The following is a 22,572-nucleotide window of genomic DNA, read 5'->3' as shown; positions in this document are numbered from 1 at the left end:
ATATTATGGATAGGTAGCGGCGGCTACTGACTGAAATAGGTTACTGCTTTCTTCATAATTTTATATATTTTGGTTAGTTTTTGTTTGAAACCACAATGCTGGTTCCTTGAATATAATACTTGCTTGAGATGGTTCCGCAGATTAAATCGAGCTGCTCATATAGCCCTTTTTTACTCAAATCTCCGGTAAAAGTATAATTTGATATCTGCTCGTTATCAGCCTTTATTTCAATTCCGTAGGCCTCGGTAAGGGTTTTGAAGATTTGTTTTACACTTTCTTCCTTGAAATTATAACTCAAACTTGTTGGTACATTATAAGCTTCGGCCAGTGGAATGGGCTTACTTACCAGAGTTTTGCTTAACTGATGATTGTTAAATACACCTTTTTGATTGGGCGTTAACATAATAGGTTGAGCTAATTTTTCTTTTGATAAACCAAGGAATGTGCTTTTCTCATTTTCTTGCACCTGTACTTTTCCGGTTCTGACGGCAACTTGCGCAGGCATTTTATCGGTTGATTCTTTTACCCAAAAGCTGGTTCCTAAAACGCGAACAACCAACTTTTGATTATAAACATAAAATGGGCGCTTCGGATTCTTGCTTACCGAGAAGAAAGCCGTTCCTTTTAAGTAAATAGTTCTCTTATTACCGGCAAAAAACTCTGGATATAAGATATTGGCTTTAGGCTTAAGCGTTACCACACTCTCGTCGCTAAGCTTTATATTCATTAAACTGTTTGTATTGTTAGTTTTGCTAATCAGCGCTACATCGCCATTTTCGTTGATAAAGGCCTGTTCGGTAGGATTGTAGTTATAAAGATATAAACCCCCAAGAAAAAAAGCGATCATGATTGAAGCAGCTATTGCAAATTTTGGCCATAACCTTTTCACTTTTAGTGTATCAATTTGCTTTTCGTCGGAGTGGTTGATGTTGAGCCAGATTTTATCCTGCATTTCATCAAGCTCGCTCGAAGAAAGGTCGTTGTAACTTTTATTGTTTAAATTATGATACCATTTGTCTACCCAAAGCTTTTCGGCATCGGTGCAGTTTCCGCTTTGATAACGGAGGAGTAAATCGTTGAATGATTTCTGGTTCATAAGGAAATATTTGGCTCTATATTATACAAGTAACATAACAAGCCAGTATCCCTAACGCATCATCATAAAAAAATAAATAATAATTATAACTTGTTGATTATCAGGTTAAAAAAAGAGATAAAAATTTTTAATATATTCTTTAATTCTTTTGATAGAGCGGGTAATATGGTATTCCACCGCCTTTTCAGATATATTTAAGTCAGTGGAAATATCCTTTACGGATTGGTGCTGGTAACGACTTAAACGGAATACTTCCTGGGTTTTTTCTGGCAATGAATTAATGCCTTCTTCTATAATTGATGATAGATCATGCAGATCTACGAGATTGGCCGTGTCTTGATGATTTTCATTATAGGTTAAGGTTTGGTACTCCATGTATTTATTTTCCATCACCAAACTACGTACATGGTTAATTACACTTAGCTTTAAAGCACCAAAAAGATAAGCCTGGAGGTTTTTGATTTGTAGATCTTGTCGTTTTTCCCAAAGGGAGATAAAAATATTTTGCACTAACTCTTCCGCTACAACCTTATCACCAGTTTTTTTAAAGGCTGCATATAACAGTTCTTTACTAAAAGTGAAGTAAATCTGTTCATAAGCCTGCTTATCACCTAGCCTTAGGCGCACAAGTAAATCGATAGACTTTTCAGGCTCTTGGAGCGTCATTAATTCGTTTTGGTTAGCTAGGAATGAAGTAAATGTAGGAAATTATTTCATTCTGAAATTCCATTTCTGATTAAATTTAGCAATAATCTTCCGTATTTATACCCTGTAATTTTAAAGGATGCACCTAAGCGTAAATATTTTATATGCCTTTTGTCTCATTTTTTTACCTTTGCTCAATCTCTAAAAAATTATGCAGGAAAATATTATTGTTTTAGGCTCTAATGGCCAAATTGGAACCGAATTGGTTACCATGTTAAGAAAAATTTATGGTGATGATCATGTTGTGGCTTGTGATATCCGACGACCAGATTACGACATCAAAAATTCTGCGCCCTTTGAGTTCGTAAACGTTTTGGATAAAGAGATGATTAATGGCATTTTCAAAAAGTATAAACCTACGCAGGTTTATCTTTTAGCTGCGCTACTATCAGCAACTGGTGAGCAAAACCCGAAGTTAGCCTGGGATTTGAATATGAATGGGCTTTTAAATGTGTTAGATTTAGCGTTAGAATATAAAGTAGCAAAGGTTTACTGGCCAAGTTCAATCGCTGTTTTCGGACCAAATTCTCCAAAGGATAACACGAATCAATATTGTGTGATGGACCCGAACACGGTATATGGAATAAGTAAACTGGCAGGAGAACGCTGGTGCGAATATTATAACCAAAAATATGGTTTGGATGTGCGCAGTATCCGTTATCCTGGATTAATTAGCTGGAAAGCTGCTCCAGGTGGTGGAACAACAGATTATGCTATTCATATTTTTCATGATGCATTAAAAAAAGGAAGTTATCAAAGTTTCTTAAATGCGGGCACCGAATTGCCAATGATGTATATGGATGATGCAATCCGCGGAACGATAGAACTGATGGATGCTCCATCAGATCAGATTACGGTTCGCAGCAGTTACAACTTTGGTGGGGTAAGTTTTACGCCAGAAATTTTGGCTGCAGAAATCAGAAAACATATTCCGGATTTTACCTTAACTTACACATCCGAAACTGATCCAAGGCAGCAAATTGCAAATAGTTGGCCACGTTCAATTGATGACAGTACTGCAGCAAAAGATTGGGGATGGAAACCAGAGTTCGATTTATCGAAACTGACAACCGATATGTTAAATAATTTAAAAAAATAAGGTAGGTGGTTTAAGGTGGAAGGTTTAGGGTGTTTTAACCCCATTCTTTATACCTGATCCTAAATACTTGATACTAAAAATGGGAAGAGCATTCGAATTTAGAAAAGAAAGAAAGTTTAAGCGTTGGGCCAAAATGGCCGTTCAGTTTACGCGTATTGGTAAAGATATCGTGATGGCGGTGAAAGAATCAGGGCCTCACCCTGAAACAAACTCTCGCCTGCGTACTGCAATGCAAAATGCAAAGGCGGTAAACATGCCAAAAGATAGGGTGGAGGCGGCTATCAAGCGGGCATCCGATAAATCCATGGCCAATTACGAAGAAATTGTTTATGAAGGTTATGCGCCTCATGGGGTAGCGGTATTAATTGAAACGGCTACTGATAATACCAACCGTACCGTTGCAAATGTTCGTAGTTATTTCAATAAAACCGACGGTTCTTTAGGTAAAACTGGTTCATTGGACTTCATTTTTAACCGTAAATCTATTTTCCGTTTTGTACCTGCAGAAGGTTTGGATTTGGAAGAATTGGAGTTTGAGTTGATTGATGCGGGCTTGGAAGAATTATATGTAGAGGCTGACGAGGAAGGAAACGATATCGCCGTAGCACAAGGTGCTTTCGAGAATTTTGGTTCTTTGCAAAAAGCTTTGGAAGAAAAAGGTATTGAACTGAAAAGCTCTAAACTAGAGCGTATCGCATTATCGCACCACGAAGTTACAGAAGAGCAAGCTGCTGATGTAATGAAGTTGATTGATAAGTTAGAGGAAGATGATGATGTGCAGGCGGTTTATCATAATATGGCGGAGTAAGGATTTTCAAAAATGAAAAAAAAAGGCTTGAAGATTTTATTCTTCAAGCCTTTTTTTTTTCTGATCTACACAGTAACCTCAAGCTTCCTTTAGAGCTAAGCCGCAAAATCCCTGAACAGAAAACAGATGGAAAAGATCTCTCCGCTACGTTGCACTCCGGTCGGGATGACGATGGATTAATTTTTTTAATCCTTCTGATGCCCAAACAACCAGGGCAACAAGTCTGGTTCAGCGAATGCACTGTCCCAGCTGTTATGGTTTGCATTTGGATAGAGCGTAAACTTTACCTCTTTACCAACTGATTTTAGCCTTTCGGCAATCGCCATAGAAAATGCCGGATCAACAATGTCATCTTTTCCGCCATGAAAAATCCATAAAGGAATATTTTTGTATTTCTTAATATTGTTGCTGTTATCACCACCGCAAATGGCAAAAGCAGCAGCAAAAGTGTTTCGCTTTCTTCTCAATAGTTCGTAAGTTCCCATGCCTCCCATAGATAGGCCGCCCACATAAACCTGCTCCTTATTTACAAATGGTTTTTTTAAGAAATCCTTTACCATTCCCTGCAGAGCATGCATGGCTTTTGTCGGTTTTCCATTTTCAATGAAACTAAAATTCCTTTTGCCCTTATCGTTTGTAGTGATGTTGACGTTTGCCCAATAGCTATCAGCCGGGCACTGTGGAAATACGATGATAGCGGGAAAATTTCGCCGTATATCTTCGTTTAGAAATAATTTCGCCCCGTGTGTCAGTTGTTTCTCGTTGTCATTGCCGCTTTCTCCACGCCCATGCAATACAAATAATATCGGGTACTTCTGTTTAGGGTTGAAATTTTCTGGAAAAAGGATTCTGTAATAGATCGAATCCCTTCCTTTGATAAAACTGCTCCTGTCATATTTTTTTAAATCCTGAGCATTTAAAACGATCGTTGCAATGAGGAAACATATGGTTAGAAAAATATTCTTCATCTAGCAAAAATAAAAAACCCTGCCTATTTTACAATAGTGCAGGGCTCATAATCAAACCTAACCTTGATTATTTTAATGTAAATGATGCTGCTTTTACATCTCTGGAATTTGTGCCGATAAACACCTGGAACTCTCCAGGTTCAGCCACAAATTTTAAGTCAGAATTGTAAAACTTCAAATCATTTTCTGAGATATTGAAAGATATTGTCTTGCTTTCACCCGCTTTTAAATTCACTTTCTGGAAACCTTTCAATTCTTTAACCGGACGGGTAATGCTTCCAACCAAATCGCGAATATAAAGTTGAACAACTTCTTTGCCATCATATTTACCAGTATTGCTTAAGGTTACAGAAGCTGTAATCGATTTGCCTTTGGTTAAGGTATTCGAGCTCAGTTTAACATCGCTGTAATTGAAAGTGGTGTAGCTTAAACCAAAACCAAATGGATATAAAGGATCGTTGCTCACATCTAGATAATTAGAACGGAATTTCTCGAACCATTTGCCTTCTGCCAAAGGGCGACCAGTGTTTTTGTGGGCATAATAAAGCGGCACCTGACCCACATTTTGAGGGAAAGTTGCACTTAATTTACCCGAAGGATTTACTTTTCCAAAAAGAGCATCGGCGATAGAATTTCCAGCTTCGCTGCCAGGAAACCAAACGTTTAAAATTGCAGGGATATTTTCCTGCTCCCATTTCAATGCCAACGGGCGACCAGTAAACAATACCAACACAATTGGTTTTCCTGTTTTTGCCAAAGCTTTTAAAAGGTTTTTCTGAGTTTCTGGAATTTGAATGTCGGTAACGCTACTGGCCTCACCGGTAAATTCAGATCCTTCACCCATAGTGGCAATTACCACATCTGATTTTTCGGCAACTCTCACGGCCTCCTTGATCATTTCTTCTTCTGATCTCGCATCGCGTTTGTAGGTTGGATTGTGAACGTTAACATAGCGGTGTTCGGCAACAGAATCGGCTAAAAAGTTTGAGCCACGAGCCGTTAAAATTTTAGCATCATTACCCAAAGCATTTTTTAAACCTTGCAACACCGTTACCGATCGATCGAACAAAGCCGCAACGCTCCAGGTACCATACATATTCGCCGTATTATCAGCCAAAGGACCGATTAAACCAATAGTGCCGGTTTTTTTAAGTGGAAGCAGGTTATTGTTGTTTTTTAATAAAACAAAACTTTCGGCTGAAATTTCACGGGCTATCTGGCGGTTTTCTGCATTGAACACCTCTTTTTCAGCTCTTGTTGGATCGCAAAATTTGTAAGGGTCAGTAAACAAACCCAACTTATATTTAGCTTGAAGGATTAAACGACAAGCCCTGTTTATTTCATTGATGCTTACTTTTTTCTCGGCAAGTGATTTTTTTAATGTTCCAAGGAAACCTTCTCCAACCATATCCATATCGATACCAGCATTCATGGCCAAAGCAGAAACGGTTTGTAAATCGCCCATACCATGCGCAATCATTTCAGGGATGCCCGTATAATCCGTAACGACGAAACCTTTGAAACCCCATTGGTTGCGCAACACATCAGTCATTAGCCATTTGCTTCCTGTCGCTGGAATACCATCAACCTCATTAAAAGAGGCCATAATACTTGCTGCACCTGCATCTACCGCAGCTTTGTACGGCGGGAAATATTCGTTATACATGCGCACCTTACTCATATCTGTGGTGTTGTAATCTCTACCCGCTTCTGCCGCTCCATACAATGCATAGTGTTTAACGCAAGCCAATATTTCATTATTTGCTTGCAACTTACCTTGATAACCTTTTACCATAGCAGCGGCAATTTTAGACCCTAAATAAGCATCTTCGCCACTGCCTTCAGAAATTCTTCCCCAACGTGGGTCGCGGGAAATATCAACCATAGGAGAGAAGGTCCAGTTGATGCCACTGGCGCTTGCTTCGATAGCTGCAACCCTTGCCGATTTTTCTACTGCTGTCATATTCCAGGTTGCGCTCATGCCCAATGGAATTGGAAAAACGGTATTGTAACCGTGAATCACATCCATCCCGAAAAGTAATGGAATTTTCAACCTGCTGTCTTCAACGGCAACTTTTTGTACCGCTTTAATTTTATCAACGCCTTTTATATTGAACAAACCACCCACCTGGCCGTCTTTAATCTTTTTTCCGATATCGCTACTATTCGCCTGCCCAGTGGTAATATCGCCAGAACTAGGCAAGTTGAGCTGCCCGATTTTTTCGTCGACAGTCATCTTAGCCATCAGGTTGCTGATGAAAGTATTCATCTTGGCCTCTTCAGGAGATATCGGTTTTTTGGTTTGCGCTGAAATATTCAGGGCTAAGGATGTTAAAAAAACAACTAGGATTTTCACTTTTTTCATATGTGTAAATTTGTTTTCAATGGTTATGAAGCTATCATGATTTTACTCACTAGTGTTTGTGACTGGCAAAATCATGATGGTTTCATTATATATGTGTTTTATGCTTTTAAAATTTAGTCCACTTTCTTCACTTTGGTTTTGGCTGAAACGCCATTTTCATTTATAGCTTCAATAGAAAAATAATAAGCCTTTTGGCTGTCCATCGCTTTAAACCAATACTCGTTGAAATCATGCACCATAATGCAGTTATACAATTTATCTGGAGCTGTGCCGTAATACAAATTATACGCAAATGCATTATCAACAGGTTGCCACTTAATGTAAGCACTGCGCTTGTCTTTCTCTGTTCTGAGTACAATTAGGTTTCTAACTTCTGAAGGTTTTTCGCCGTTTCCATTTCCAAAAACGCGGAGGCCGCTAATGGCAAATTTCCCGGTTGGCATGTGGATATTCACCATCTTGATATATCGTGTTTTAACAGGTTTTTCCAACTCGATATAATCATGGGGAACATCAGTTTTATTCTGACTTTTATCCACTAACGTTGTCCAGTTTTTACCATCAGTTGATGAAAGGATTTTATATTGGTGGTAAATGCCGATGTGCTTGCCGATAAATTCAGCATCTTGATCGGCATAGTTTATTTGGATAGCGTTTACTGTGGCTAAGCTTCCTAAATCGGTTTGAATCCACTCCCCATTGTTAGCCGTTTTGGCACTCCAATAGGTCTTTATACTTTCATCAACAGCATTATTAGCATTGAAAGCTCCAAGTGTCGAAGAAACCGTTACTGGTTTTTTATAATTGATGAGCATCCAGCCTGGCCCCGCTGGTCCATTTTCTTTTCTTTCTGATGGGAGATAAAGCGGATAATCACCAAAAGCCGTATTCGTCCACATGACATCATCCTTATCGAAACCGGTTGGCCAAATTCCCATTCTGCGTTCCCATGTATTTTTTACACAAATGATACTGGTAGAGATGTGCCAATAATTTTTGCTGTTATCCTGAAAGGTTGCTCCATGACCAGCACCTCGGGAAAATCCACCACCTTTATAGCTCAGCGGATCGGATTGTGGTGTAAACTGCGAATCGTAAAAAAGTGGCTTTGTACCCACTACCACGCCATCTGAATAGCCACTAAATTCTGTTCCCGGAGCGCCATATTGAAAATAGTATTTTCCATTGTGTTTGGTCATCCAAGCGCCCTCGGCAAAAGGATCGAGGAAAGTGTTATCCATATATTCACCAAAACGTTGCCAACCATATCGCCAGCTTTCTAGTAAATACATCGGCATACGTGTGCCTTTTGGTTGAAATGTTTTTCGATCGAGTTCTACGCCATACATCGGATAATTATTACTACTGCCATTGTACATGTAAAATTTTCCATCATCATCAGTAAAAAATGCAGGATCCCAGCCACCAATTTCCAAGGAATCAACCAATGGAAACCATTTATTGCCTAGTGGATCTGTGCTTCCCCAAAGCGTAAAATTTTTGGTGTAAGTACTGCCGAAAACTACGACTGTATCACCAATAATACCCACTCCCGGAGCGCAAAGTTCATCTTTCGTTTTATTCCAGGGGCGAAGAAATTTGCGTTCTATAAATTTCCAGTTCAACATATCCGAACTGTGCCAGTAACCCCATTGATTGGTACTAAACAGCAGATATTCGCCCTTGTAATTCACAATAACCGGATCGGCCGTTGCTCTATGTTTGCCCCATTCGGTAAAAGATTCAAAAGGAGTGTAACCATAATCAACATTGATAGGGTTGCAATAGGTTTTTTGCTTCTGAGCGAATGATGCCAGAAAGAAGGTTAAAAAGAAGATTGTAAGTATCGTTTTTTTCATGCTTTAAACTTCAAACGCAATAATGAATTATTTTATCTCCGAACTTTCAAATCCCAATTTCGTCAACCCTTTTTGTACATCAGAATTACTCATAAATAGCTTCCAAAGTAAACCTGATCTATAATTTTCGATCATCACCACCATCGGGCCTTGATCAATGCCTAAATATCTTTTTGGATACCAATTATCCGTTTCTGAAAACGCATCGTAGAAACCATATTTGCCCCAAACTTTATCTCCTAAATTTTCATATAAATGACGGATGACTTTCATTGATTCTTTTGGTGTGTATGGAATTGACGAAATGGCTGCGGTAGGGGAGATCACCCCAAAATCTTCTTGTGGATTATGAGCTGCATAACCTTTAACCGAATAACTTGCCGTTAATCCCCAGTTGTTTTCACCGTAACCTTTGAATCCTTTTGGGTTAGCTACACAATAATCGTGAATGGCCAGCGTATGGTTTACATTGTTTTCCCAATAATTGGCATACTGGTCTCTCAACCCATTAGGATTTAATCCCAGGTATGAATAATGCGCCCAAAAAAGCGGTCCAACTGATTTTTTTTGTCCCTGGTAATACATCGTAAAAGGGTGTCCGTAAACCTCAAAATTATCTTTGATTTTACCTTTTGCTGCCCAACCTTCGTGGTAAACTTCGGCAGGAACTGTGTGCGTAGGCGAAGATGCTGCAAGCACATACATAATCAAACACTCGTTGTAGCCTTGAACAGGAAAATTCATTTCCCAGTTATATTCTGGCGACCAGTGCCAGTAAAGCACATTTTGCCCGCCCTTACGGTACCAGTTGAAATCAATTCCTTTCCAAAGTTGATCTGCTTTTTGAGCCACCGCTTTTTCTTCGGCATTGCCATTTTTATAATATGCATCAATACAAATTAGAGCTTGCGCAACAAATGAGGTTTCAACCAAATCGCCGCCATTGTCTTTTTTACCAAAGGGTTTTACTTTTCCGGTTTCGCCATAAATCCAATGCGACCATGCCCCATGGAAACGATCTGCTTTAGTCAGAAAATCTAAAATTTTATTTAGTCGATCCAGGCCCTCTTTTTTGGTTACATAACCTCTGTCTATTCCACTTAAAATGGCCATTAAACCAAAACCTGTGGCTCCTGTAGCTACAGTACTTTTATCGTTGTCTGGATAAATTTCATCGGCGTGATAACGCTCCCTACCTGCACCTGAAGTAGGTTCGGCGCCATCCCAGAAGTATTGAAATGTCTGCTTCTGAACAAGATCTAGCAACTGCTCATCAGATAAGCCTTTTTTGATGGTTAAATCGGGGTTATAGGGTTTACTTACTTGTTGCGCACAAGACGAAAAGGAAATTGCGATAACAGATACGAGAAGTAAGTTGCGGAATGTAAGTTTCATTAGGAATGTAAAATGCTAAAGGTTGGGACTACTGAAACCTAAACTTTTCATGCCTGCTTTTACCTCAGGTGCACTCATAAATAGATTCCAGATTAATTTTGTTCTATAATTTTCAATCATCACCACTATTGGGCCTTGGTCAATAGCTAGCGTAGAGGAGGCAAACCATTGGTCTTTTAGCGAGAAGGCATCGTAGAAGCCATATTCTCCCCAAGTTTTGTTTCCAAGCTTGTAGTAGAAAAATTTTAAAGCCTGCATAGATTCTGTTGGTGTATAGGCCATAGATGCTAGTGCAGCAGTAGGAGCTATGGTTCCAACATCATTTGTTGGCGAACTCGCAGTATATCCTCCTTGAATATCACTTGCCGTTAAACCCCAGCAATTTTCTCCATAGCCATAATTGGCTTGCGGATTTGCTTTGCAGTAATTGTAATTGATTAAAGTATGTGCTTTAGTTTGCGTTTCGTAATTAGCATAAGCATCTGTTAACCCATTCGGATTGATCCCCATGAACGAATAATGTGAAAAAAACATAGGCCCACCATTTGCAGGACCTAGTGGAAGTTGGACACCATAATACGTGTTGCCATTTTTCATGGATCCGTTTTGAGCCCAGCCGCTATCATAAACTGATTTTGGAATAGAGTAAGTAGGCGACGCTGCTGCCATTACATAGGTAATTAAACATTCGTTCCAGCCTTTGATCGGTAGGTTCATATCCCATCCATAATTTGGACTCCAATGCCAGTAGAGTGTGGCGCTGTTATCTTTTCTGTACCAGTTCCACTCTACGCCATTATAAATAGTGTTGATGTCGTTTCGTAAATTAGTTTCAGCTGCATCTGTGCCGCTGAAGTATTGACGAGCCGTAATTAAACCAGCCATTAGAAATGAAGTTTCTACCAGGTCGCCACCATTGTCTTTTGTGCTAAAGGGAATTACTTTTCCGGTATTTCCATCTAACCAATGCGGATAAGCACCGTGAAAGCGCTCAGCAGTTTTTAAGAAAGCTACGATTTTTTGCATGCGGGCTAAACCATCAGTTCTGCTAATAAAGTTGCGGTTTATCCCAGTAACCAGTGCCATAATGCCGAAGCCGGAACCTCCCGAAGTAACGGTATTGCCTGATGTATTCCTTTCTCTGGCCAAACCACTTGTCGGGTGGCCGAAATCCCAGAAATATTTAAATGTTTGCTTTTGAACAAGGGTTAAAAGTTCATCATCGCTAATGCGGGGAAATTTGTCGGTATCGTCAACCGCTGTTATTAAGTTAACGGCAATACTGCTTTGCAGTTTGTTGTTAGTTTTGGATAATAAGCCAGTATTAACAGTTAAAATATATTTTGTAATAGGTTGCAAAGCCGAAGGCGTTATCACAACGGTATTATCGTTATTCTCTAAAGTTGGTATAAATGCAGCTGAGTTTCCAGCAGCATCTGTTAAGGTAATATTTCCACTAACGGAAGTAAGATTAATGGGAGATGAAAAGGTGATTTTAATAATGGGAACATTATTTAAACCAAAGTAAGTAAAGCCATTGAAAGTGCCATTTACTTTCAAATCGGAAAAAGAAAAAGTTGATGGGGGAGTAACAGGATCAATAATGGGATCTGATGATCCACCTTTTTTACAGGAGAAGAAAAAAATAGAAAGTGCTAAAATATATAAGTAAATTTTTTTCATTTGAGGATAGTTAAAAAAAAGGCTGCCAAACGGCAGCCCTTTTATATGTGCCTAGTTAGGATTAAGAATGTTATTTTCCTCTACCTTCTAGTTTAGCTAGATAGCCAACCTCATCATCGGTTAAGGCTTTGTTGTAAATTTTGACCTCATCTAATTGACCAGTTAGAAAGTTTGCCCAAGGCTCTTTTGAATGGCTTGTTGTTTGGCTAGGTGTTGTCATAAATTGAACTGTACCAAAAACTAAATTTCCGGAATTCACAAAATTTAGCGGCCCGGTTATTCCATCTAGTTTTCCAGCGCTGAGCCTAGAACCATTTACATATACTTTTACCATAGAGGTAGTTTCATCATAAGAAACAGAAAATGCATTCCATTTACCAAAAAAGTTAGCTACATTACTAACAGTGTAAGTTTTATCGCCAGTTCCATTATTTGTAAATACTACTTTTATTGTTGCATTATCGTTAGTGCTTCCATTTTCAATAAATACTTCTAAGTTACCCCAGAACTGCGATTTATTAGATAGACTGAAAAGCCCAATAATTCCAGTAGTTGGGGCAGCTGTATTTACCCATTCTGTTAACGTAAAACTTTTTAAACTTGTAATCTTGGTAGATGGAGCACTTAAAGCATACTTGTCAATGCCACCTTGTAGAGACTGTCCTTTAATTCCCATAGTGAAACTAGTTCCTGTGTTTACACCAGCAGTATTCGATATGCTATCAATTAAGCTACCATCGAATGCCCAGTAGGCAACTAAATTACTTGTGGCGATTTGTTTCGAGTTGGTGTATCCTCCAATGTTTAAAGGTGGAGCATAGCTAGTCGGATCAAATTCTTTTTGGCATGATGACAAGCCTAAAGTTGTGATTGCTATTAATAAAAAATATTTTGTTTTCATTTGTCTTAAAATTAAGCGATTAATAACCTGGGTTTTGAGTTAAAGTTCCTGCGCTTTTATCGATTTCGTTTGAAGGAATTGGCCAAACTTCATTTTTGCCAGCTTTCCATCCTTTAGGGCCAAATACTGCAGTTCCACGACCTTGGCGAATAACATCAAAGTAGCGATCATACTCCATTGCTAATTCGACAAATCTTTCTTTCCAAATAGCTTGACGAATTGCTTCTTTGTCTGTTGATGTAACATCAGGAAGCACTCCAGCAACACCTCCTCTTGCACGGGCTCGTACACGATTTAGTGATGTTTTAGCTAAAGTTGGATTTCCTTGTTCGTTTGCTGCCTCAGCATTCATTAACAAAACCTCTGCAAAGCGGATCACCCGTACATTTTGTTGAGCACCTTGGTTGTAGCTTGAATTAATTAAATTGAAAGGTACATATGGTTTTTGGCTATACATCGGATTTGGAACTGTAACAGGAATGGCATCACCTTGAGGCGTCGTTTCTCCTCTAAAGATGATAGTTGCATCTCTTCTTACATCGCCAGGCTCATATGCAGCAGCTAAAGTTGCTGTAGGAACATTCAAGCCATAACCACCTAATGTGCCTCTAACGCCTTGTATTTGGCTATATTGAGATGTAGCTGAGCCATCAATAGTTGGAATAATTTCACATTGGATTTCAAATATTGATTCCACATTATTCTCATTATTTAGGCGAAAGCTTTGCTCGTAATTAGGAAATAAGCTGTAACCCATAGTCATCACAGTATTTGTTAGGCTAAGAACATCAGCCCATTTTTGTTGGTACATCGCCACTTTAGCATGTAATGCAAGAGCTGCGCCTTTGGTAGCTCTTCCTAAATCAGCTGCTGGATAAGTTTGAGGTAACACAGCGGCGGCATCATCCAAATCTTTCTCAATGGCAGCATAAACTTGTGCTTTTGGTGTCCTAGGAATATTAAATTCTGAGGCATCTTTAGGAACATTTAAACGCAAAGGTACGTCACCATAGGCTCTTACTAACCGAAAGTAAGAGTAAGCACGAACAAATTTTGCTTCTGCAAGATATCTAGCTTTCAGGCCTGCATCCATACTAATTGCAGGGATGTTATCTAAGACTTGGTTACATAAATTAATGTTTTTGTACTGACCATTCCAAAATCCCTGTAACTGACCTTCAGTGGAAGAAACACTAAAATCGTCGTAACTGTTGTAGTAACTCGCATCATTTGGATCACTGCCTTTTTCTGCGTCATCACCACCAACGCTTTCTATGGCTATTGCTGGAAATCCTGTATTATCATTGGCTCGCAGTATACCATAGATTGAATTAACAGCTTTAGTTGCATCATCTTGAGTTTTCCAAAATGTAATAGCAGGTTGCTGTGCTTGTGGATCTACATCTAAAAAACTTTTCTTACATGCAGGCAGTGCGAATAGACTTGTGCATAGCGCAACAAGTCCAATCTTTTGTATATAATTATTTTTATTATTTAATTTCATGGCTATTTTTATTAGAAAGTAACTTGAAGACCTAATCTATAAGTAGCTGATAAAGGATAAACGCTTGCATCAATTCCTGCATTTGTTGGCGTTCCTCCAATTTCAGGAGTGAAGCCTTTATATCCAAAAAGATTCACAGCATTTTGCGCATCAACAAAAACTCTTATTCTTTGCATTTTCCATTTGCTCATTAACATTGATGGCAAAGCATATCCCAATTGAATATTTCTTAAACGAATGTATGAACCGTCTTCAACATAAAATGAATTAGGGGCAGCATTTGCAGTTGAACCTACAGCAGCAGAAGGATAGGTGGTTGAAGTGCCAGGTCCTTGCCATCTGTTATCGTAAAAGTCTTTGCTAAAGTTTTCGTTACCAAAACGATACGCAACATTTGCATTAAATACGTCCACGCCAGCCACTCCTTGTATGTCTAATGACATATCGAAGTTCTTATAGTTGAACGACGTATTTAAACCATAACTGAATTTAGGATTAGGGTTACCTAAAACAATACGGTCTTTACCATCAATAATTCCATCACCGTTTTGATCTACATATCTAAAATCACCTGGCTTGGCTGTTTTTTGTGCTGATGCAGCAACTTCAGCGTTATTTTGAAATATTCCAGCTACATCGTAACCGAAGAATTCTCCAATTGCACCACCTTGAATTGTACGTGTTGCTAACGCACCATTAGCTATTCCAGCACCACCTGCATAAATTGGATTTAAACCAGTTACCACAGATATAACTTTATTGTTGTTAATTCCGATATTCCCACTAATTGAATATCCAAAACCGCCTTTTGATTTATCAGTAAATGTTGCTAAAAATTCAAATCCTCTATTTTGAAAATCTGCCTGGTTACCAATTAATGATCCCGATGCCGTTCCGATAGAACTTAAAACTGGAATTTCAAAAATGGCTTGTTCAGTTTTTTTATTATAGATACCTGTTTCAATGCTTAAACGATTATCCAAAAATCTTGCTTCAATACCAACATCTGTGCCCGTTGTCCGCTCCCAATTTAGAAAAGAAGGAACCAATGAGTTGATGTTTGCGCCAGTATATCCAACTCCGTTAAAAAAGGCTACTAAATCACCACCTTGAGATACGGTGAGCGTAGTTGGGTTAATTGGAACACCTGCGTTGCCTACTTTACCCCAAGATCCTTTTAATTTTAGGTAATTAACAACTTTTTGATCTTTCATGAAATCTTCATTGCTGATTACCCAACCTGCTCCAACTGCTGGGAAATTACCCCATAAATCGCCTCCCCCAAAAAATTGAGATGCTCCGTCTCTACGAATTGTCGCATTTAACAGATATTTATCTTTATAAGAATAATTAACGCGACCAAAGTAAGAAGCTGAAGTTGATAAACTTCCACCGTCTAATACAGTACGTGTGGCCGCAGTTCCTAGAGCTAGATATAAGTCACCATCACTTGAATAGGGAACATCAAAAGCTTTCGAATTAATGAAGTAAGATTTTCTTCGTTGCGCTGTTGTTCCGATTAAAGCTGTGATGTTGTGATTGCCAAACGTATTTTTGTACGTTAAGGTGTTTTCTAAAATCCAGTTTCTTGTTTCATTTCTTTTTATTTCTAATGTGCTTTGTGTTGTTCTCTGCCCTTGTGTTGCTGCATATACTGGTGTGTATGCTCTTACCTCATTCTGGCCAAAATCTCCGCCAGCGCTAGTTTTAAAGGTAAAGTTTTTGGCAAACGTCAATTCGGCATAAACATTTCCATTCATTCTATAGTTTTTAGATTTCTGATTAAAATAATCTAAAGTAACCTGTGGATTGAAATTGTTTCCACCACCTAAGCTAAAATCATTCGCATCACCATAAGTTCCATCAGCATAATAAACAGGAACTACTGGTCCTGCTGTGTAGAGCTGACGAAATATACCATCGTTTATGTCGTTTGTGTTAATAGCTGTACCCGAAACGGTATACCCGATTTTTAAAGGTTTTAAAACTTGAAAATCATTAGATAATTTAGCTGTATAACGCTTATAGTTCTGAGTTTTCACTATTCCATCCTCATTGGTGTAACCTAAAGAGAAATTGTAAGTTGTTTTCTCCGTTCCACCATTTACTGAGATTTGATGATTCGTTTGTAAAGCATTTCTAAATGCTTGATTGTACCAGTTTGTACCAGTACCAAATGAAGACGGGTTAGCAAACAACGGATTGGCGCCGTTAGATGCAGATAGTTCGTTAATAATGGTTGCATATTCTGTTGCATTAGCCATTTCAACTTGGTTAGTTACAGCCTTATAACCGATAGAGCCATTATAAGCTATGCTAGGTTCGCCAGTTTTACCTCTCTTTGTGGTTACCAAAACAACACCATTTGCTGCTCTGATACCGTAGATAGATTGAGAAGACGCATCTTTCAAAATGCTAATATTCTCGATGTCGGCCGGGTTTAAGAAGCTAATCTCATCATACCATACACCATCGACAACGTATAGAACACCAGTATTGCCATAAACTGTTCCAGTACCACGAATCGTAATTTGTGGAGACGAACCCGGAGCACCGTTGTTGGTTATAGAAACACCAGCAACTTTACCTTGCAAAGCACTTACGGGATTTACCGAAGCTTGCTTTGATATATCTTCGCCTTTAACTGTGGCTACCGATCCGGTAACATCGATTTTCCTTTGTGTACCGTAACCCACAACCACAACTTGATCTAACTGTTGTGTACTTGAAGCTAATGCTACATTAATAGTTGTTCGGTTGCCAACTGCTTGCTCTTGGGCAGTATAGCCTACAAAATTAAAGACTAATGTTGCTGTAGATGGTACACTGATGGAGTAGTTACCATTTGCATCTGTTTGAGTGCCTCCTTGTGCTCCTTTAATTAAGATAGTTACGCCAGGTAACGGAGTTTTATCACCTCCATCTGTTACCACACCTTTTACAGTGATGTTTTGCGCAAACGCTACGTTAATTGCGAGTAAAAGAAATACGGCCAGAACAGAAATTCTTGTAAAAATTCTTTTCATGCTTATTAAAAATTTAGTTTAATTGATAGGATAAATGTGGGGTTGTTTTTTTGGTTGTGCAAGTGCTTTTACCTCAACATTAATACATCATTTTTATAAGAGAAGTTTTTTCAGAGGAAAACCAATTAGCATTTTGGGCCAAAAAGGCAATTTTTAAGCTTTGTAACTAATTAATTACCCGAGTTAAGTGTGTAAGTTACACTAAGGCTTTTGTAGGGGTAAAAAAATAGTTATGAGAGGTAATGATGTAGTGTTTTTAACCATCCGATGTTTGAAATTCTAAAGAATATCGTTTTTATGCAAACGTTCCCGACGATGTTTCGGCTTAGTTTTCTTCTTTGAAGTTACAATTCCATTAAGAATTCAGTTAGGTTTTTATCGTGTGGTACTTCCAGTTTTTTACGCAAGCGATAGCGGCGAATTTCCACACCTCTTAGGCTAATATTTAGCAATGACGACATCTCTTTACTGCTCATGTTCATCCGCAGATAGGCACAAAGCTTCAGGTCGTTCGGTACCAAATCCGGATGTTGTGCTTTAAGCTTTTTGAAGAAACTTTCATGGGCCTCATTAAAGCTGTTTTCGAATAAATGCCAATCCCGCTCATCATTCATTCCATCGTTAATTACCTTTTGAATTTTTTTAGTCTGATCGTCTGAAAGCTTCTTGCCATTCTCATCTTTCAGCTTGGTAATTTCATCACTCAGTTTTTGAAGCAGCTCATTTTTATAAACCAAGGTCATGGCCGAGTTGGCAAGTTCTCTATTTTTGGAGGCCAGCTCTGCCTGAAGCTTTTCGGTTTGCAGCTTTATAATTTGCTTTTCGTTTACTTCGGCCTCCTGTTTTAGAATTTCATCCTGCTCTGCTTTCAACCGCTCACTAATCTTATGACTATCGCGTTTCAGCTTTGCTTCGTACAGCTTTTTGCCCACGAGTAATACGACCACAACTAAAATTGAGTATAAAACAATAGCAATGTTGCTTAGATACCATGGCCGGAGGATGGTGAACTCGAAAGTGGTGATCTCGCTAATCGAAGAATCATTGATTTTTGCCCGCACCTTGAATTTATAAGTGCCGCTGCTCAGGTTGGTAAAATCTTTTTGGGTAGCCACACTCCAATCCGACCAATCTTTAGAATATCCTTCTAAATAGTATTGAAATTTGAGCTTTGCCTGTCGGTAATACGGCAGGGCAAATGAGATCCTAATGTTGTTCCTGCTGTTTGGTATCTCCGTTTCTTCATTGTGATTGCCTGTTTCGCTGATTGTGAAATACTTATCTGTGATGTCTTCAATCCTCCGGATTAAAACTGTTGGAAGTTTCCTTTTGCCAGGCGATTGGCTAAGCAGATTATTGTAAATTACGAAACCATCATCAACACTGATCAAATAAATAGAATTTCCAATTTGACTAATGTTTTCATAGTATTGAACCATTCTGCCATCTAAAAGGCTAAACTGATTGGAGTCGATTTCTATTTTCCCAGGTTCGGAAAAGTTTACCAATGAGGTTTTGCCATGATCGATAAACCAATACTTTTTATTGACCGCACTAATAATTTTGTTAGAAGTAGAGAATGAGCCGAGGCTTTTGTTGAGCACATCATACAAAGTAAATTTATTGCTCAATTCATCGTAAGTGTAAAATCCTTTATCGGAGGAGAACACAATTCTATTCTCCAGATTGAAAATATTTACGTTATAGTTTCCAGGTAAGCCATTCTGTTCATCGAAATATTTTACACTGGTTACTTTGCTAAAAGTGCTGTTCAGGGTGAGTTTGTATAAGCCCTTATAGGCGTGGGCTACCCAAATATCGCCTTTGTTATCTTGCTCAATGAATCTGGATGGTTCTGTAAAGCCTAAAACTTTACCATCAAATTTTAATCCCGACGCGGTATTTTGATAGAGTGATAACCCGACATAAGTTCCCTGGATAAAATAGTTGGGGTTAGAATGAAGTTGTTTAATGGTCCAACCGCCACTTACCGACGAGATCCAACTGATTTGATCGCCTAAAACTTTAAAAGTACCACTATTGTGACCACAAATTAATTCGTTATTCACGATGGCGAGATCCCAAACCTGCCCTTGCGAACTTGGAATAAGGCGAAAATTGAAAGGAGTTAATTCATCGTTTTTAGACCAATTGCTGTAAAACAAGCCCTGGTTAGTCCCCAGGTAAATTTTATCTTTAAAAATGATGCTGGAGTAAACGGTTCCGAACTGTCCGGTTTTATCGAAATAGAAATAAAGTGGGGAGTTTAACTCAATGCGGTCGATTCCATTATCCAAACCCGTCCACAGATTTTGCTCGTTATCGGCAAAAATACTTAATACCGTATTATTTTGTAAACCACTCGATTTGTTGATGCGTTGCACTACCCGGCCACTTTCATCAATGATGATTAATCCATTTAGAATGGTGCCATAAGCATAATATTTATTTAAGAGCTTTACACCATTATTTAGTTGGTAAGTTTTGAGATAGTCGTTGGCTGGGGTAGCAAGAGGTGCAAAATCTTTTCCATCGAAAGTAAACAGGCCGTTTTTACTGGTGCCAATAATGAAACCACCATTTTTATAGGGTAAGATAGAGAGCACACCTTGTTTACCCAGCTTTTCACTATTCGGAATAAACTTCAATTGGTTTCCTGCTAATTCAAATAAACCTTTGTCGAGCACCTCGACAATGTATTTGTTGTTTACCTGATGTAAAAAGAGAAAGGAAGATGGTGCTTTAATGATCTCAATTTTTCCATTTTTATAAATAAATATCCTGGAGAAGGATTGAAAAATCACACGATCTTTATCCACATATATTTTCCAGATTTCATCACTTACTTTATTGCCTTTTGGTAGGAGCGGGGTGAGTGATTGATATGTTAATTTGTTGTTGGTATAAGCCCAGTACCCAAATTCACCAAAAGCTCCAGTATATATTTTTCCATTATTGTCAGTCGCTACTGAACGAACAATTTGTCGGTTGGGCATTTGGTACTTTTGCCAATATTTGCCATCGAAGGTTAAGAGACCTTCGGCATTCCCGAAGTACATGATGCCATTTTTATCCTTCGCAATGCTCCAATTTTGATTGCCTGATGCGTAAACCGATTTTGGGTAATTTTCGATATATGGCACCCCAATGCTTTTGATGTCAGAAGCATTGGTTATTTGGGCAAATAGGGAAAGGAGTAATAAAAGGTGAAAAAATTTATGCATATATTATGGATAATAGAACAAATGATTAAAGAACCAGGAACAAAGAATAAGGAACAAGGATTAAAGAATAGAGACAAGAGTAACAAAGAAGAAATACCTCCCAACCATTTGCTCCCAACTCCCAACGCTCAACTCCCAGCTAGACAACCTAGCTTTTGACTACCGACTCCGGACTAGAAACTCTCAACTCCCAACTCAAAACTACCTCGTTACTGTAAAGATCAACACAGCCAAATTCACTACCACTAAAAGCGGCTGTAAAATATTGTTCAGGCTCTGAAGTTTATCACTAGTGGCCGAACTTTTGGTAGGTTGAAGCACGATAATATCATGATTTTGCAATACCAGTTTTTTGCTTGCCAAACTGTTGATGTCATTTAGGTTAACATAAATAAGTTCAGGGTTTGCCCGGTCGCCACGAATAATTTTTAATGTTTTCGGATCGGCAGTTTTGGTAATTCCTCCCGCTTCGCCGATAATATCGATGAGCGTGGTATTATCCCGTTCTAGTAAAAAGTTGCCTTGTTTACTAAATTCGCCCAATAGTGTCACCTTTAAATTCACCACAGACAATTCAATGATGGGGTCTTTCAACAATTTGTTTTTATAGAGGTCCTGAATTTTAATAGCCGCTTCTCTTCTGGTTAAACCGATTACTTCTACCTTACCAATGGCCGGTAAATTAACCATTCCATCTAAATCTACAGGATAGGAAAGTACGTTATTGATTCCGCCGGAGGCGCTGCTTTGTCGGCTATTGCTACTTGCTGCCGAACCTGTTGTATTGCCTGTTGCACCGAATTCGAAGTTTTGTACGTTGCGGATAGCCAGTTGGTCGTTCACTTTTATTTTATAATAGGCATCACTAATGCCCTGATCGTTCACTACATAAACCTGTTTGATGGTATCTGTAACGATATCGCTCGGCGCATTAAATAAGGTGCGTTCTTTACGCACACCACACGAACTCAAAACGGCAAGAATAGAAATTATAGCAATAAAAAGGAAGTATTTCTTGATGTGAATGAAAATCATAAAAGGCGGAGACAAGGTTTGGTTTATTAAGAAACAAAAATACTTTTTAATATATGAAATCGAAAATTTATAAAATGGGGGGGAAGGCATATGGAAATTAAACGTTTAATCACTAAGACTTAGAAAAATAAAATTTTGACATATGTCAATTATTAAAGTGGTAACCAAGCGTTTATTTTATTGGTTAGCCGTATCTTTGTGTACCCCTATTGTTGAAGCACACCCCTTGGAAGTAATAAAATTATTATTATGAAGAGGTTGTTTTTAATGTTTGTCGTTTTCTTTTGTTCGCATTTTCTTGTAAAGGCTCAATCAAGTACTGCTACGGGTTGTCTTCTTCCGAATAACATCATTTATACTGATGATTACACGTTCACAAACTATTTTAAAACATCATCAATAAATACTCTTCCTACTAATAGATGTAGCTGGACCCCTGTTACAGGTCCAACATGTTACGTTTCAGCTAGTAGATCATTTGATGTTTTTGGCTGCTTTTGTTATGTCTATGCAAGTCCCCAAACAGGATTTAGTGGAACGTTTACTGCTAGCACAATTGGTTGCCCACTTGATGATTATGTATTGTTTTTAATATTGCCAATAGGTATTTTGGGTATCTTTTATCTGCGTAAGCACACAACAATTAAATTTGAAGAAGCATTGACTTTATAGTCTTTCCCCAGCGGCAATCCATTCAAACGTTTAATTAACTATATACTCATATTTAACTACCAAAAACTCTTTTTTTGTATGATTAAATAGATTTATTCGCGTTTTTAAAAATACGCAGTTATTTTTGAGGTGGAATTTGCTCGTTTCCAATTCTGCTTATGAAATACTTATCAAATTTAATTTTAATAATATTTTTTGTTTTTGCGTTTGAGTTTTCTTATTCGGCGACTGG

Annotated in this window: 15 protein-coding genes; 3 read left to right on the top strand and 12 right to left on the bottom strand. The window is 38.4% G+C overall.

The window, feature by feature from the left end; genetic code table 11:
- Positions 1-73: 73 nt before the first annotated feature.
- Both ACZZZC_RS19595 and ACZZZC_RS19590 read right to left on the bottom strand, forming a co-directional pair.
- Positions 74-1,096 (bottom strand): FecR family protein, encoded by a 1,023-nt coding sequence (locus ACZZZC_RS19595; protein ID WP_463487959.1) that lies wholly within the window; start codon positions 1,094-1,096, stop codon positions 74-76.
- A gap of 105 nt (positions 1,097-1,201) precedes the next feature.
- Entirely contained in the window at positions 1,202-1,762 is a 561-nt protein-coding gene (locus tag ACZZZC_RS19590; RefSeq protein ID WP_463487958.1) for a sigma-70 family RNA polymerase sigma factor, read from the bottom strand.
- A gap of 190 nt (positions 1,763-1,952) precedes the next feature.
- Here ACZZZC_RS19590 and ACZZZC_RS19585 point away from each other — a divergent pair, with 190 nt between their 5' ends.
- Together ACZZZC_RS19585 and ACZZZC_RS19580 are read left to right on the top strand one after the other, a co-directional pair.
- Positions 1,953-2,900, top strand: a complete 948-nt coding sequence (locus ACZZZC_RS19585) for an NAD-dependent epimerase/dehydratase family protein (protein WP_265798197.1) — start codon at positions 1,953-1,955, stop codon at positions 2,898-2,900.
- 79 nt (positions 2,901-2,979) lie between these two features.
- Positions 2,980-3,708: a YebC/PmpR family DNA-binding transcriptional regulator gene (locus ACZZZC_RS19580; protein ID WP_086547484.1), complete on the top strand. Its 729-nt coding sequence runs from the start codon at positions 2,980-2,982 to the stop codon at positions 3,706-3,708.
- Between the two features lie 185 nt (positions 3,709-3,893).
- On the opposite strand, the gene ACZZZC_RS19575 is transcribed toward ACZZZC_RS19580, so the two are convergent.
- The 10 genes from ACZZZC_RS19575 to ACZZZC_RS19530 all read right to left on the bottom strand — a co-directional run bounded on the left by ACZZZC_RS19575 (position 3,894) and on the right by ACZZZC_RS19530 (position 21,668).
- Entirely contained in the window at positions 3,894-4,676 is a 783-nt protein-coding gene (locus ACZZZC_RS19575) for a carboxylesterase family protein (protein WP_463487957.1), read from the bottom strand.
- Between the two features lie 67 nt (positions 4,677-4,743).
- Positions 4,744-7,041, bottom strand: coding sequence for a beta-glucosidase BglX (gene bglX / locus ACZZZC_RS19570; protein ID WP_463487956.1), 2,298 nt, complete (start codon positions 7,039-7,041; stop codon positions 4,744-4,746).
- Positions 7,042-7,154: 113 nt separating this feature from the next.
- Positions 7,155-8,900 (bottom strand): discoidin domain-containing protein, encoded by a 1,746-nt coding sequence (locus ACZZZC_RS19565; protein ID WP_463487955.1) that lies wholly within the window; start codon positions 8,898-8,900, stop codon positions 7,155-7,157.
- Positions 8,901-8,927: 27 nt separating this feature from the next.
- Positions 8,928-10,295: a glucoamylase family protein gene (locus tag ACZZZC_RS19560; protein ID WP_463483677.1), complete on the bottom strand. Its 1,368-nt coding sequence runs from the start codon at positions 10,293-10,295 to the stop codon at positions 8,928-8,930.
- Between the two features lie 15 nt (positions 10,296-10,310).
- Positions 10,311-11,978: a glucoamylase family protein gene (locus ACZZZC_RS19555; protein WP_463483676.1), complete on the bottom strand. Its 1,668-nt coding sequence runs from the start codon at positions 11,976-11,978 to the stop codon at positions 10,311-10,313.
- A 70-nt stretch (positions 11,979-12,048) separates the two neighbouring features.
- Positions 12,049-12,879, bottom strand: a complete 831-nt coding sequence (locus ACZZZC_RS19550; protein ID WP_463483675.1) for a LamG-like jellyroll fold domain-containing protein — start codon at positions 12,877-12,879, stop codon at positions 12,049-12,051.
- A gap of 19 nt (positions 12,880-12,898) precedes the next feature.
- A complete protein-coding gene (locus tag ACZZZC_RS19545) occupies positions 12,899-14,383 on the bottom strand; it encodes a RagB/SusD family nutrient uptake outer membrane protein (protein WP_463483674.1) in 1,485 nt (494 codons plus the stop codon).
- Between the two features lie 11 nt (positions 14,384-14,394).
- Complete coding sequence (locus tag ACZZZC_RS19540) at positions 14,395-17,409, bottom strand: SusC/RagA family TonB-linked outer membrane protein (RefSeq protein WP_463483673.1); 3,015 nt, start codon at positions 17,407-17,409, stop codon at positions 14,395-14,397.
- Positions 17,410-17,753: 344 nt separating this feature from the next.
- Positions 17,754-20,633, bottom strand: a complete 2,880-nt coding sequence (locus ACZZZC_RS19535; RefSeq protein ID WP_463483672.1) for a triple tyrosine motif-containing protein — start codon at positions 20,631-20,633, stop codon at positions 17,754-17,756.
- A 201-nt stretch (positions 20,634-20,834) separates the two neighbouring features.
- Positions 20,835-21,668 (bottom strand): polysaccharide biosynthesis/export family protein, encoded by an 834-nt coding sequence (locus tag ACZZZC_RS19530; RefSeq protein WP_463483671.1) that lies wholly within the window; start codon positions 21,666-21,668, stop codon positions 20,835-20,837.
- A gap of 249 nt (positions 21,669-21,917) precedes the next feature.
- Between ACZZZC_RS19530 and ACZZZC_RS19525 the strand changes: the two genes are divergently transcribed.
- Complete coding sequence (locus tag ACZZZC_RS19525; RefSeq protein WP_463483670.1) at positions 21,918-22,340, top strand: hypothetical protein; 423 nt, start codon at positions 21,918-21,920, stop codon at positions 22,338-22,340.
- Positions 22,341-22,572: the final 232 nt, after the last annotated feature.

This window comes from Pedobacter sp. AC212 (genome assembly GCF_979258625.1).
The sequence above is the reverse complement of the archived record's forward strand: the minus strand, read 5'-3'. Positions and strand labels throughout refer to the sequence as shown.